This window comes from Geodermatophilus obscurus DSM 43160 (genome assembly GCF_000025345.1).
Taxonomy (GTDB): domain Bacteria; phylum Actinomycetota; class Actinomycetes; order Mycobacteriales; family Geodermatophilaceae; genus Geodermatophilus; species Geodermatophilus obscurus.
This window is the reverse complement of record NC_013757.1, coordinates 1,041,188-1,053,804: the sequence shown is the minus strand read 5'-3', so window position 1 is coordinate 1,053,804 and position 12,617 is coordinate 1,041,188. Positions and strand designations below refer to the sequence as shown.

Here is a 12,617-nt window from a genome sequence, read left to right as displayed (position 1 = left end):
GGCCGGAGCCGCGATGGACCCGTGTCACGGCTGTTTCCCGCAGATGGACCCGATCAGTCGGCCAGCTCGGTCAGCCGCTGCTTGAGCGCCCGCTCGACGCGGTCGGCGTGCACGTTCATGTTCCGCACGGAGGTGCCCAGGTCGGCCGACAGCTGCGTCTTGGTCCGGCCACCCCAGGTGGTCAGGTACCAGGTCGCCCAGCCCAGGACGTTGGGCTGACCCGCCCGCTGGTCGGGCCGCGCGTCCGGATCCGGCGCGCACGCCGCCGTCAGCGCGTGCGACAGCAGCGTCTGCTCCGCCTCACCCATGATCTCGTCCGGCGCCTCGTGGGCATCCGGCAGCATGATCTCGGTCGCGTCCGGGCCGACGCCGTCCAGCGACTGCAGGTTGCGCAGCCCGTTGAGCGTGGCCACCGTCTGCGAGTTGCGCCGCAGCGTCGCGACGCTCTGCCCCATGTAGGCGGCGAGCTCCCGCTCGCTGGGCCGCCGCTGGTGCTCGGCGAGAAAGGCCGCGACCGCCTTCTGCTGCTTGTTCTCGGTGTCGGCGGCGGTGCGACCGTGGGCGTTGCGGCCCAGGTCGTGCACCCACTTCGACAGCTGGGTGGCGAGAAAGGCTCCGAACGGGACGCCCTTGCCCTCGTCGAACTGCCCGACCGCCTTGAGGATCCACTCGCTGACCTGCTGGGTGAGGTCGTCGGGGTCCGGCACGTGCATGCGCAGGGTGCTCGAGTTCCGCTGCAGCCGCTTGAGGCTCACGGGGAGGTAGTGCCGGCACAGCTCGTCGAGGAACGCCGGTGGCAGGTCCCGCGGCGCCCGGCGGCGGACGTCGGTCTCCGCCCGCAGCCCGACGGTCGCCGTCCCGTGCCCGGCACACCACGCCTTGACCCACTCGGCCAGCACCGAGGCGGTGCCGCAGGCGCCGTCGACGCGGTACAGGCCCTCGCCCTCGTCGTAGCTGACCGTGACGCCGTCGGGCAGCTCGCGGCGGAACTCCTCGAGCGGCAGCTCGCGGTCGGTCCGGAAGTGCACCCGGTCGCGCGGCGTGATGGGCGCGAGAGCCCAGCCCTCGGCCTCGGGGATGCCGCCGAAGACCAGCGGCTCACGGCTGCGGGCGGCGCGGGTGTCGTCGACGGGGGTGGGGGTGGAGTGGTTCACCGGGAACTCCTCGGCGCTGTGGGGAAGACGGCGCTGTGCGGTCGGCACGACCGCGACGGACGGCGGGGGTGGTCCCGTTCAGAGGCTCGTCGCGAGCTTGCGAGGGGTGAGGAGCACGGCGTCCTCCTCGTGCTCGACCACAGCAGGCCGCCGCGGGGCGGGGACCACCTCGGTCGCCGGGCCGGCCTCGAGGTGGGCCATCAGGTCGGCGGCCGCGGCGCGCTCGGCCTCGCCCGGCTCCACCGTGTAGACCGGCATGTGGTCGTACAGCGTGGTGAACAGCGAGCTGACGAAGGCGTAGGCGGCCTGCGCCTGCGGCGAGAAGCGGGCGACGGCGGCCCGCGGGCCGAGCTCGACGCCGACGGTCACGCGCACGACCCGGTCGTCCTTGCTCAGCCCGGTGAGGGTGAAGGACACCGCGGGGTGCGCGCCGGCCAGCTCGGCCAGCGCCGCGAGACACCGCCGGGTGGACCCGCGGCGCGGCCGCAGCTGCACGTGCACGACGACGGTGTCGGACTCCGCGTCGGAGCCGACGACCGTGGCGACCTGGTCGCCGGACTCGGTGGTAACGGTCTGCTGCATCCTGATTGCCCCCTGTGACGTGCTTGGGGCAACTCTCGCGCATCCACGACCCAGCGACCGGCACAACTCTCGCTGTGCCATACGCAATGTCAGGGCATCTCTTCGGCAGGTCTTGCCCGTGTCGATCGATGCACGGACCCGTCCGGTGCGGTGCTCGGCAGGAGTCCACAAGAGCTGGGGGGCCTGCCCCGGCCAGTTCTGTCAGCCGGCGGAGCCCTCCGTGACCTGAGCGTGACCGATCGGCTCGGCGGGCGGGTGCTCCGTGGCGGTCCCGGACTCCTCGGCCGCCGTGGGGGCGAAGGCGGCCAGCGCGCCAAGCGTGTCGGCGGTGACCTGGGCCGCGAGCAGGTTTGCCTCGGCGATCTGCCGGTAGACCTCCTCGCGGTGGATGGTCACCTCCCGGGGGGCCTTGAAGCCGAGGCGGACGGTGCCGCCGCGGACCTCGACGACGTGGACCTCGATGTCGTCGCCGATGCGGATGGTCTCGCCGACGCTGCGGGTGAGAGTGAGCACGGGTACCCCTCCATGGGTGTGTGGTGGCCGTCCTTGGCGGATCGGCGAGCAACTGGTCGCCGCCCGCCGGGGTGGCGGACTCGCGTCCACCGGTTCAGTTATCGGCGCAGGGGCCGCCGGATGGGATGGGATCCGTCGAGCAGCACGACCTGGCTGGACCGCCAGTTGGCCGGGTTGACCACCAGCGGGGCCCGCAGGTTGGCCGTGGCCGCGGCCGGGCCCTCGGCCGGCACCGTCACCAGGCAGTACAGCCGTGCCTCCGCAGAGTCGTCGAGTTCCAGGTCCGCGCACACGGCCGGGGGCAGCGCGGGTGCGTAGTCCGGGAAGTACCTGCCCGGGTCGATGGCGAGGAAGCGCGGGCCCTCCGGCGCCATCGACTGCAGCCAGAACAGCCGGCCGTCGCCGTCGGCGGTCACCAGCACGTAGTCCCGGTGGCCCGGGAACCCGGGCAGCGCCTCGGTCATCGACAGCAGGGGCAGGGTCGCGACGGCGGAGAGGGTCATCGCAGGAAGTCCACGAGCGTCGGCTGGATCACCTGAGCGGTGGCCTGCAGCGCCGCCTTGTAGCCGACCTCGGTCTGGCTGAGCTCCATGATCGTCTTTGCCAGGTCGATGTCCTCGACGGCCACGAGCTGCGAGGCCAGGGTCAGCTGCAGGTCGGTGTTGACCTGGCCGGCCGCCTCCATCCGGGTCGAGCGGGCGCCGACGGAGGCGGCGGCCCCGAGCAGCCGGTCGAGCGCCGCGTCGAGCTGCTCGAGGTCAGCCGACAGTGCGTCGGGTGCGGTCCCGACATCGGCGGCAATCTTCCCGACGAGACCGAACAGGTCCGGGTTGCCGGGGCTGGGCACGCCGAAGGCCTCGTGGCCGGTGACGTCGATCCGGATCCGGTCGGCGTTCGACACCCGTCGGGTGATCCCCTCGCCCACGGGCGGCGCGCCGACGTAGGTGCCGTCCGCGCTGTACGCGGTCGAGCCCTGGGTCACGCCACCGAATAGGGCGCGGTCGTTGATGCTCGAGTTGGCCACACCGAGGAGGCTCTCCCGCAGCGCCGCCACCTCGACGGCGATGGCCCTCTGCGAGCTGGTCGACACCGCACCGTCGTTCATGGCCTGCACGGTCAGCGCACGGACCCGCTGCACCTGGGCGACGGCCTCGTTCAGCGCGGTGTCGGTCGCGTCGAGCCAGCTCTGCCCGTCGGAGATGTTCTTGGCGAACTGCTCGACGGCGCTCTGGTCCTGCCGGATTTGCAGCGCCTTGTTGGTCCCGGTCGGCGAGTCCGACGGGGCGCTGATCAGCTTCCCGGAGGTCAGCTGCTGCTGCAGCTTCGCCACGGACGAGAGGTTGGTGTTCAGGCCGAGGAGCGCGGTCTGCGTGACGGCCCGGTGGGTGATCCGCATCAGGTCACCGCCCCACGACGCCGGTGCGGTTGATCAGGGTGTCCAGTGCCTCGTCGATGGCGGTCACCATGCGGGCGGCCGCGCTGTAGGCGTGCTGGAAGGACAGCATGTTGGTCATCTCCTCGTCGAGGTTGACACCGGACACGGACTCGCGGGCGGCGTCCACCTGGGTGGAGATCACCTTCTGGACCGCGACGTCGCGGGCGACGACCGAGGCCTCGACCCCGAGCGCGACGACCAGCGCCCGATAGGTGGCGTCGACGCCACCGTTCTCGAGGCTCAGGTCGAAGAACGCGTCGGCGTTGCCGCCGTCGGCCGAGGGGGCACCGAGGACCCCGGGGGCCGTCGTCGCGGCGGCGATGAGCTCGGGCCTGGTGACGCGGACCCTGATGTTGCCGGCGTCGACGTTGGCCAGGTCGACGACGGGGTTGCCGGAGCCGTCGTCCATGAGCGGCTCGGCCGCCCCCGACGCGCCGTAGACGTCGTAGCCCTGGGCCTGGACCGCATTGATCTTGCCCACCAGGTCGCGGGCGAGCCCGTCGAGCGCGTTGCGGTAGCTCGGGAGGGTCGTCGACAGCACCGCCATCTGGCCGCCGGCGGTGCCGCCGACCGCGAGGGTCGTCCCGCCCGGGGCCGTGACCACCCGCGGGTCGTTCCCGGCGCCGACGGCGTCCGGGTCGTCGACGCCGGCGACGCGCAGGCCGAGCGCGGAGCCGCCGGCGACCAGCGTCGTACCGCCGACGATGACGTCGACCATGCCGTCCGACGCCGCCACGGACGTGGCGCCCACCTTCTCGGCCAGCTGCACGACCAGCAGGTCCCGGCGGTCGGAGAGCTCGTTGGTGGGCAGCCCCGACCGGGTGGCCTGGCGGATCTGGGTGTTGAGGTCGGCGATGGACGACGCCGTCGTGTTCACCTCAGCGGCGAGCGCCACGACGTTGTCACGGGTCTGCCGCCACTGCTGGTCGAGGGTGGCCCGCGTGGTCCTCATGCCCGAGGCCAGGATGTCCAGCCGCTCGAGCACCTGGCTGCGCACGGCCGGCTCGGTCGGGTCCGTGGCGTTGGCCAGGGCACTGAAGCCCGCCCACACGTCGTCCAGCATGCTGCGGATGCCGGTCTCCCCCGGCTCGCGGAAGGCGGCCTCGACCTGGGCCAGCGCCTCGTTGCCGACGGTCAGCTGCGCGGTGCGCGCCGTCTCGACCTGACCGCGCCGCTCCAGGAACACGTCGCGGATCCGGTCGACCTGGTTGGCGTCCACGCCGTTGCCGACCGGGCTGCTCACCGAGTGGATCGCCGGGACGGCGGTGCCCCCCATGGCGCGCAGCTCGACCCGCTGCCGCGAGTAGCCGTCGGTGTTGACGTTGGCAATGTTCTGGCCGGTGACGTCCAGCCCGCGCTGCGACGCCCACAGCGCCGTCCGGGCGGTGTTCAGCCCGCCGAAGGTGGAACTCACAGAGCACCGTCCAGGGTGACCGCGCGGTGCGCGCGCTGGTCGCTGCGACCGGTCGCCCCGTAGGTGCCGGCCGACGGCGCCTTGACCGACAGCAGCGCGTCGCCGAAGGCGGACAGCCCGCCCTCGATCAGCTCGCGGTTGGCGTCGGAGAGGCCGCGCAGTTCCGTCACGAGCGCCAACAGCGTCTCGTGGTGCTTGGCGTACAGGTCGTTCCACGGGGTCGGGGCGGCCTCGGCGAGCTTGCGCAGCGATGGGTTCACGCCCACGCCCAGCCGCTCGGCGATGACCTCGGTGGCCGCCGCGCGCTCCACCTCGATGGTGCGCAGCTGGTCGAGCACGACCTCGATCTCGTGCGCGATGCGCGACAGCCAGCGGGTCTTGCCCGTGACGATCAGGTACTGCTTCTCCTCCGCCTTGAACAGCAGCAGGTCCAGCAGCTCCTGCTCGCGCCACAGCAACGTCGACAGGAGCTGGTAGTCCACGCCCCCCACCGTCCCTCCGTACTCCCCGGGGCAGGCGTCGGTGCTGCCCGCGGGTTCTCAGTGAGCAGCTTCGGCACCATCCGGGGGGCCTTGAGCCGAGGTGCTCAAGTCGGGACGCGTCCGTGCCGATCAGGGGGTGCCGTCCGGGCCGGAGCCTGCCGAGAAGGGGGACGTGAGCCCATCGCGTGCACAGGCGCCCCTGCGGTCCAGTGCCTCAGCCTCGCGCCTCCCCGTCGCCCCGCCCGCCGGCCCCTCCACCCGGCCACGCCCGACCCGGGACACCACGACCCGCGACACCTCCCCCCGGGACGTCGACGCCCTGGTGACCGAGCACCTGCCGCTGGCCGCGTTCGCGGTCAACGCGGTCGCCTCACGCATCTCGCTGCCGGCCCACGTCAGCCGCGAGGACCTGCTGTCCTGCGCGCGCGTGGCACTGGTCGAGGTCGCCCGGCGCTTCGACCCGTCGGCGGGGGCGTCGTTCGCGACGTACGCCCTCGCCCGGCTGCAGGGCGCCGTCCTCGACGAGCTGCGCTCCGGTGACTGGGCCAGCCGCTCCGTGCGGGCCGCCGCCCGGCGCACCGACGCCGCGGCCGACGCGCTGGCCATCCAGCTGGGCCGCCCGCCGACGCGCGAGGAGCTCGCCGCCAGCCTCGGGATGGCACGCAGTGACCTGGAGAGCCTGCAGGTCGACGTCCACCGGGCGGTCATGGTGAGCATCGACGCCGAGACCGGTCCGGACGGCGCCTCCCTCGACCTGCCCGACACCGGGGAGTCGCCGGAGCGCGCGCTGCTGCGCAGCGAGCGGTCCCGGTACCTGCACGAGGCGATCCGCCAGCTGCCCGACCGGCTCGACGAGGTCGTGGAACGCAACTTCTTCGGAGGCGAGTCGCTCACCGACATCGCCGCGGACCTCGGCGTCACCCTCTCCCGCGTCTCACAGATGCGCGCCCGCGCGCTGACCCTGCTGCACGCGGCGATGAGCGAGGTGTGGGAGGGCAAGGCCGTGCCGGCCGACGGCGGGGTGCGCGCCCGGAACCAGCAGCGCTCCTACGTCGACCGGGTGGCCGGCCGCAACGCCCCGCCGGCTGCGGCCCCGCCGCTCCCCCACTCGCGTCCCGTGGCCGTCCCGCCGCACCGCAACCCGTGGGTGACGGCGACCGGTCGTAGCGCCTGAGCCCGTCACCGCGAGACGCCGGAGCGCCCCGGGTCCTCGACGAGGACCCGGGGCGCTCTGCTGTTCGTGGCCGAGCACACAGTGACGACCCCGTCCAGGGCACGGCCCCCTCCTGGCGTGCCCTGAGCCTGCGAAGGGCTCGGGGAGGTGTCCTTCCACTGTGAGGGGTGGGGAGGACCGGTCCCCCCTCAGGCTCCGATGCGGTCCGCGCGGGAGCGGTTCTCCCGCGCCTGCCGCCAGGCCGTGACCCACAGCTCAGCGGTGTGCTCGGTCAGATGGGAAGCCAGCACCAGCTCGCGGTCGGCGGCCGCGACGTCGCGGCGCCGGTCCGGGTCCTCGACCCCCTTGACGATGGCGGCGGACCAGTCACGCGGGCGCTTGGCACGGTGTCCCAGTCCCAGCCGCTCGTACTCGGCGCTCGGCGCTCGGACGGCGTAGATGCCGCGGGCTGCGTACTCGAGGACCTTGAGCCAGCTCTTGGCCGTGTTGAACCGGTCGATCCGCAGCGGGGCGAGGCCGATGTCAAACCTCTGCCCCAGCGTCGCCAGGTAGCCGTCCACGTCGTGGACCCAGGGCAGCTCGATCGGGTCCTCGGCCAGACGCAGCCTGCGGCGGGCATCGCCGGCCTCCCCGAGGATCGCGAACCGGCTCACTCCCCCGGTGCGGTCGAGCGCCTGCTGCAGCCCGGACTGCATCTCCTCCAGGTCGTAGGGATGGGTCGACACCGAGCCGGCCCAGCCGACCGTCACGACCTCAGGAGCGCGGTCATGGGCCGGGGTGAGTTCCGCGATCCGGCGGGGGATCGCGTTCGGGACCACCATCCCGCGACCGTGCGGCGCGTACTCCTCGAGCAGAGCCGGGGTGGAGACGGTGACGAAGTCGGCTTCCCGGGCGCAGGCCGCCGCGACCCGCGCCACGCCCTTGCGGACCAGCACGTCGTGTCCGCGGTGGCCGGGTGGCACGGCGGAGAGCAGGTCGTCCATCTCCACGACGACGGCCACGCCTCGTCCTTGGAGGAGCCGCAGGGCGTCGAGCATCTCCCGGGTCTTCGGCAGCTGGAGGACGACGACGTCGGCCCCCTGGGCATCCACGGTCTGGACCGCCGCGGGCGCATCGGGGTCCGCCGAGGAGCGCGCCATGGTCGTCTTCACGCCCCGCTGGACGGTGACCTCGACGCCGAGACCGACGTCGTTGACCGCCCGCGCCGGCTCGGACATCCGGTAGTACAGCGACCCTGGGAACAGGGTGGTCGACAGCAACACGTTCATGGGCAGAGACGTCCTCACGGCGCTCGAACGCGAGCGCCAGTCGCATCGCCCGGCGGCGCCGTCGCTGGGGCAGGGATCTGAGGTGGGAGGCGCTCCGTCAGCGGACGGGGCCGTCGGCGGCCGGTCCACCATCTCCGTCGCCCCTGCTCCCGAGGCTCCTGACACGCCGATTCCTCGCACCGCCTGTCGCACGAGCACACCGCGCACCACCGACGGCCGGACCACCCCTCGGAGAGAGCCGCCGAAAAATCGCTCCGGTTCGCCTCAAGGTCCCTCCCCACCCCGCCGTAACCACCACTGCAAGGCCGCAGCACGGAAGCAGCGGACAGGGAACGACCCGATTCCAAGGAGGAACACCATGGGTCTGCGCGTCAACAACAACATCGCCGCGTTTAACGCCTATCGGAACCTGAACGTGACCGACGGTCAGATGAGCAAGTCGCTGGAGAAGCTGTCCAGCGGCCTGCGCATCAACCGGGCGGCCGACGACGCGGCCGGCCTGGCCATCTCCGAGGGCCTGCGCGCCCAGATCGGTGGCCTGAAGGTCGCCGTCCGCAACGCGCAGGACGGCATCTCCGTCGTCCAGACCGCTGAAGGTGCGCTCACCGAGACGCACTCCATCCTGCAGCGCATGCGTGACCTCGCGGTGCAGGCGGCCAACGACGGCGCCGTGAGCTCCACGGACAAGGCCAAGGCGAACGCCGAGTTCCAGGCGCTCGCCAAGGAGCTCGACGACATCGCCACCAAGACGACGTTCAACGGCACCGAGCTCCTGGACGGCAGCTACACCACCAAGCTGTTCCAGGTCGGCGCCAATGCGAGTGAGACCCTCGAGGTCAGCATCGTCGACATGAGCGCCTCCGGCACCGCCGGGCTCTTCGCCGGCGCCGTCGGCGACATCACCACCCAGGGGAACGCCAGCACGGCGATCACCGCGGTGACCGGCGCCATCGAGAAGGTCTCCACCGAGCGCGCCAAGCTCGGTGCGGTGCAGAACCGACTCGAGCACAAGATCAACAACCTGAACGCCACCGTTGAGAACCTGGCCGCGTCGGAGAGCCGCATCCGCGACACCGACATGGCTCAGGAGATGGTGTCCTTCACCCGGTCGCAGATCCTGTCGCAGGCCGGTACGGCGATGCTGGCCCAGGCCAACCAGGGCTCGCAGGGCGTCCTGCAGCTCCTCCGGTGACCTCGGTCCCTGAGCGCCTGACCAACTAGCACCACCCGGTGAGGGGGGAGGCTCCGGCCTCCCCCCTCACTGGCGTCCCCACCCCTGACCCGCCTGGAGGAACCCCATGGTGAGCCTGAGTGTCGACGGTCTGGTCTCCGGTCTGGACACGACCTCCCTCGTCTCCCAGCTCGTCGCGGCCGAGGCCCTGCCGCAGACCCGGCTCAAGGCGCAGATGAGCGCCGCGCAGAAGGCGGCCGACGCGTACCGGGCGGTCAACACCAAGGTCGACGCCGTACGCGCCGCGGCTGAGGCACTCACCGCCGACGGTCTCGCCGCGGCCCGGACAGCGAAGAGCACCGCTGCCTCGGTGACCGCGAGCGCCACGTCGACCGCCGTTCCCGGCAGCCGCATCAGCTTCACCGTCGGGTCGCTGGCCTCGACGGCCAGCTACCTCAGCACCGCCACCTGGGCCACGACGGGCACCGACGTCCGCAAGCCCATCGGCCCGGACGCCACCACCCCGGGGCCGTCGCCGTGGCCGCTGACGATCACCCGGCCGGATGGCACCCCGACGCCCATCGACCCTCCCGACCAGGACGCGACCCTCGCGGAGACGATCGCGTACATCAACGACCGGGAGGACCTCGGCGTCCGCGCCACCGCGGTGAACACCGGTAACGGGTACCGCCTCCAGCTGACCAGCACCACCCCAGGCGCCAAGGGCTACTTCGACGTGCAGTCCGCGGCAGGCGACCTCTTCACGGTGGTCTCTCCCGCGAAGGACGCCACGCTCGACGTGGGCGGTGTCGCGGTGACGTCACCGACGAACACCTTCGCCGACCTGATGACCGGCGTCGCCATCACGGTCACCGAGGAGAGCGACACGTCCGTCGTCGTGGAGGTGGGCGAGGACCTGAAGACCGTCGCCACCAAGGTGAAGACGCTGGTCGACGCGGTCAACGCCGCGCTGACCAGCATCGCCACCAACACCGACAGCGGAACCAGCAGCACCGCCGTCCTCAAGGGCGACTTCGCGCTGCGCCAGCTGGCCAGCCGGCTCCTCACGAAGGTCTCCGACGCCGTCCCGGGCGCCGTCCCCTCCGCCAGCACCCCCGGCACCTACACCGCGGGCTCCCCGGCTGCCCTGGGCGTCCAGTTGACCCGCGACGGCAAGGTGACGTTCGACGAGGCGACCTTCCTCAAGAGCATGCAGTCCGACCCCGAGGCGGTCCACCGGCTGCTCGGCGGCGCGCCGGCGAGCGATGGCGCCCCCGCCGTGGAGGGCCTCGCCCAGCGACTGGCGACCACGGCGAAGGACGCCACGAAGTCCACCACCGGCACGCTGACCCTCCTGGCACAGGGCAGGGAGGCCCTGGTGAAGGACTACCAGTCGCGGATCGCGGACTGGGACCTGCGCCTGGCCGCCCGCAAGGAGGCGCTGACCCGCCAGTTCAGCGCCATGGAGACGGCACTGAGCTCGCTGAAGAACCAGTCCAGCTGGCTGGCCGGCCAGCTCGGTTCGCTGTCCGGCTGAAGACGAGGCCCGCCCGGCCGATCCTGCTAGTACCCCCGCTTCCCCCAGGAGACCGTCTGATGAGCACCGCCTCCCTCCGCTCCCGCTACCTCGGCGACTCGGTCGCGACGGCGTCCCCCCAGCGGATCCTCGTGATGCTCTACGACCGGCTCGTGCTCGACCTCGAGCGCGCCGAGCTCGCCCTGGAGACCGGGGACCGCACCGAGGCCGCTGCGCAGATCCAGCACGCGCAGGACATCGTCTTCGAGCTCCGCGAGAGCCTGCGGGTCGACGCCTGGGAGGGCGGGCCGCGACTGGCCGCCCTCTACACCTGGATGATCACCGAGCTGGTCCAGGCCGGCGTCAAGCGCGACCGCAACCGCGTGTCCGCCTGTCGGCAGATCGCCGAGCCGCTCCGGGACGCGTGGCGGCAGGCCGCCGCCACGCTCACCGCCTCCCCCGCATGACCCCCGGTCGCCCCTCGTCGACCGGCGGTGAGGCGTCCCGCGACTGGGCCACCGTCCTCGACGAGCTCGAGGGCGAGGTGCTCGCCGCCGAGTCCAGCCTCCGGTCCGACCGGGACGACGAGATCGCCGCCTGGGGCCGCCGCGCCGAGGACTGGATCCCGCCGTCGCCTGCGCTGGGCCCGGTCCCCGAGGACCTCCGCGAACGCGCCGCGCGGCTCCTGCAGCACCAGCTGGCCGTCGCCGAGGAGCTCGTCGAGCGGATCATCCAGTCCCGCCGGCAGCGCGACGTCGCCGCCCGGATGTCCTACGGCCCGCCCCGTCCGGTCGCCTCCTACATCGACCGGGCGCTCTAGCCCGACAGCACGTCCCGCTGAGCCCAGCACCGACGAGCACCCGAAGCCCCCCGTGGCGCCACGACCGGCGCCCGGGGGGCTTCGTCGTCCCCGGGGCGCCCGGCGCTGCGGGCACGCACCGCGAGTCACAGTCGGCACGTCCACCCCATCGGCGTACTCGCACCACTCGCGTGGGGCCCGGCCGGTCAGGGGCCCACCGGGCCGTGCCGATGACTGCAGAGCACGGAAAGCGCACCTCTCGCCACGGATCGGCGAACCACACACTCGCTCGCGAGTGTCTCCTGCGTACCCGGAGGCCGATCGTGTCCCGTTGCCCTGCCCGAGTGACGTCCCTGTGACCGGGGACGTCACCTCCACGGCCCTGCACTCCGCGCTCAACGGGCTCGCCCAGCGGCAGCGGGTGACCGCCGACAACATCGCGAACCTGCAGACGCCTGGCTTCCTCGCCGGCCGCGTCGACTTCGAGACCGGCCTCCGCGGCGCCCTGACCAGTGGCCAGACGCCGACCGCCACGACCGGCACGGTCCACCGCTCCCTGGAGCCGACCCGGATGGACGGGAACAACGTGAACCTCGACGCCGAGACGGTCATCGCCACCGAGACGGGGCTGCGCTACCAGCTCGCGCTCAACGCCCTCGACGGGAAGTACAACGTCATGCGCACGGCGCTGCGGACGGCGTGATGAGCACGTTCGACTCGCTCGGCATCTCCGGCTCCGGACTGCTCGTCCACCGCAAGTGGCTGGACGCAGTCTCGGACAACATCGCCAACATCAACAACGTCACCTCGACCGACCAGGACGCGTTCCAGGAGCGGCTGATCGTGGCGCAGGCCGTCGACTACGGCTCCGGCGAGGGCGGGGTCCGCGTGGCCCGGGCCGAGTACGGCAGCGCGGAGGGCCGGATGGTCCACGAGCCCGACCACCCGCTCGCCGATGCCAACGGCTACGTCAGGTACCCGGACATCGACCTGGGCGACCAGATGACCCAGCTGATCATGGCGCAGCGCGGCTACCAGGCGAACCTCGCCGTCGTCGAGCGCGCCACCACCGCCTACCAGGCCGCACTCCAGCTCGGGAAGGGCTGACC

At 72.4% G+C, this 12,617-nt stretch carries 15 protein-coding genes; 7 read left to right on the top strand and 8 right to left on the bottom strand.

The window, feature by feature from the left end; all coding sequences use genetic code 11:
• Positions 1-53: 53 nt before the first annotated feature.
• The 7 genes from GOBS_RS04935 to GOBS_RS04905 all read right to left on the bottom strand — a co-directional run bounded on the left by GOBS_RS04935 (position 54) and on the right by GOBS_RS04905 (position 5,580).
• Positions 54-1,154 carry a sigma-70 family RNA polymerase sigma factor gene (locus tag GOBS_RS04935; protein ID WP_012947196.1) on the bottom strand — a complete coding sequence of 367 codons (1,101 nt, stop codon included), beginning with the start codon at positions 1,152-1,154 and terminating at the stop codon, positions 54-56.
• 78 nt (positions 1,155-1,232) lie between these two features.
• Positions 1,233-1,736, bottom strand: a complete 504-nt coding sequence (locus GOBS_RS04930) for a hypothetical protein (protein ID WP_012947195.1) — start codon at positions 1,734-1,736, stop codon at positions 1,233-1,235.
• Between the two features lie 201 nt (positions 1,737-1,937).
• The gene (gene csrA / locus GOBS_RS29935; protein ID WP_012947194.1) at positions 1,938-2,249 is read right to left on the bottom strand and encodes a carbon storage regulator CsrA; all 312 of its coding nucleotides are present in this window, start codon (positions 2,247-2,249) and stop codon (positions 1,938-1,940) included.
• A gap of 98 nt (positions 2,250-2,347) precedes the next feature.
• Entirely contained in the window at positions 2,348-2,752 is a 405-nt protein-coding gene (gene fliW, locus GOBS_RS04920; RefSeq protein WP_012947193.1) for a flagellar assembly protein FliW, read from the bottom strand.
• Positions 2,749-3,645: a flagellar hook-associated protein FlgL gene (gene flgL / locus GOBS_RS04915; protein ID WP_012947192.1), complete on the bottom strand. Its 897-nt coding sequence runs from the start codon at positions 3,643-3,645 to the stop codon at positions 2,749-2,751. The genes fliW and flgL overlap by 4 nt, the downstream gene beginning before the upstream one ends.
• A gap of 4 nt (positions 3,646-3,649) precedes the next feature.
• Positions 3,650-5,098, bottom strand: coding sequence for a flagellar hook-associated protein FlgK (gene flgK / locus GOBS_RS04910; protein WP_012947191.1), 1,449 nt, complete (start codon positions 5,096-5,098; stop codon positions 3,650-3,652).
• On the bottom strand, positions 5,095-5,580 hold the full coding sequence (locus tag GOBS_RS04905; RefSeq protein WP_041241340.1) for a flagellar protein FlgN: 486 nt from the start codon (positions 5,578-5,580) through the stop codon (positions 5,095-5,097). Before GOBS_RS04905 ends, flgK begins: the two co-directional genes overlap by 4 nt.
• A gap of 322 nt (positions 5,581-5,902) precedes the next feature.
• On the opposite strand from GOBS_RS04905, the gene GOBS_RS04900 reads away from it, so the two are divergent.
• Positions 5,903-6,754 (top strand): sigma-70 family RNA polymerase sigma factor, encoded by an 852-nt coding sequence (locus GOBS_RS04900; protein WP_243697644.1) that lies wholly within the window; start codon positions 5,903-5,905, stop codon positions 6,752-6,754.
• A 188-nt stretch (positions 6,755-6,942) separates the two neighbouring features.
• Here the strand turns inward: GOBS_RS04900 and GOBS_RS04895 are convergent, their stop codons facing one another.
• The gene (locus tag GOBS_RS04895; protein ID WP_012947188.1) at positions 6,943-8,022 is read right to left on the bottom strand and encodes a glycosyltransferase family protein; all 1,080 of its coding nucleotides are present in this window, start codon (positions 8,020-8,022) and stop codon (positions 6,943-6,945) included.
• 358 nt (positions 8,023-8,380) lie between these two features.
• On the opposite strand from GOBS_RS04895, the gene GOBS_RS04890 reads away from it, so the two are divergent.
• The 6 genes from GOBS_RS04890 to GOBS_RS04865 all read left to right on the top strand — a co-directional run bounded on the left by GOBS_RS04890 (position 8,381) and on the right by GOBS_RS04865 (position 12,615).
• Positions 8,381-9,214: a flagellin N-terminal helical domain-containing protein gene (locus GOBS_RS04890; RefSeq protein ID WP_012947187.1), complete on the top strand. Its 834-nt coding sequence runs from the start codon at positions 8,381-8,383 to the stop codon at positions 9,212-9,214.
• Positions 9,215-9,320: 106 nt separating this feature from the next.
• Positions 9,321-10,730, top strand: a complete 1,410-nt coding sequence (fliD, locus tag GOBS_RS04885) for a flagellar filament capping protein FliD (protein WP_012947186.1) — start codon at positions 9,321-9,323, stop codon at positions 10,728-10,730.
• A 59-nt stretch (positions 10,731-10,789) separates the two neighbouring features.
• Complete coding sequence (fliS, locus tag GOBS_RS04880; protein ID WP_012947185.1) at positions 10,790-11,176, top strand: flagellar export chaperone FliS; 387 nt, start codon at positions 10,790-10,792, stop codon at positions 11,174-11,176.
• Positions 11,173-11,529, top strand: coding sequence for a hypothetical protein (locus tag GOBS_RS04875; RefSeq protein WP_012947184.1), 357 nt, complete (start codon positions 11,173-11,175; stop codon positions 11,527-11,529). Before fliS ends, GOBS_RS04875 begins: the two co-directional genes overlap by 4 nt.
• Positions 11,530-11,863: 334 nt before the next feature.
• A complete protein-coding gene (flgB, locus tag GOBS_RS04870) occupies positions 11,864-12,211 on the top strand; it encodes a flagellar basal body rod protein FlgB (protein WP_012947183.1) in 348 nt (115 codons plus the stop codon).
• Entirely contained in the window at positions 12,211-12,615 is a 405-nt protein-coding gene (locus GOBS_RS04865; protein WP_012947182.1) for a flagellar basal body rod protein FlgC, read from the top strand. The genes flgB and GOBS_RS04865 overlap by 1 nt, the downstream gene beginning before the upstream one ends.
• Positions 12,616-12,617: the final 2 nt, after the last annotated feature.

Excerpts from the sequence above, each read along its gene's own strand:
- fliS (WP_012947185.1), top strand. The coding sequence starts at position 10,790 with ATGAGCACCGCCTCCCTCCGCTCCCGCTACCTCGGCGACTCGGTCGCG.
- flgL (WP_012947192.1), bottom strand. The coding sequence starts at position 3,645 with ATGCGGATCACCCACCGGGCCGTCACGCAGACCGCGCTCCTCGGCCTG.
- fliW (WP_012947193.1), bottom strand. The coding sequence starts at position 2,752 with ATGACCCTCTCCGCCGTCGCGACCCTGCCCCTGCTGTCGATGACCGAG.
- GOBS_RS04930 (WP_012947195.1), bottom strand. The coding sequence starts at position 1,736 with ATGCAGCAGACCGTTACCACCGAGTCCGGCGACCAGGTCGCCACGGTC.
- GOBS_RS04895 (WP_012947188.1), bottom strand. The coding sequence starts at position 8,022 with ATGAACGTGTTGCTGTCGACCACCCTGTTCCCAGGGTCGCTGTACTAC.
- GOBS_RS04875 (WP_012947184.1), top strand. The coding sequence starts at position 11,173 with ATGACCCCCGGTCGCCCCTCGTCGACCGGCGGTGAGGCGTCCCGCGAC.
- GOBS_RS04865 (WP_012947182.1), top strand. The coding sequence starts at position 12,211 with ATGAGCACGTTCGACTCGCTCGGCATCTCCGGCTCCGGACTGCTCGTC.
- GOBS_RS04890 (WP_012947187.1), top strand. The coding sequence starts at position 8,381 with ATGGGTCTGCGCGTCAACAACAACATCGCCGCGTTTAACGCCTATCGG.
- fliD (WP_012947186.1), top strand. The coding sequence starts at position 9,321 with ATGGTGAGCCTGAGTGTCGACGGTCTGGTCTCCGGTCTGGACACGACC.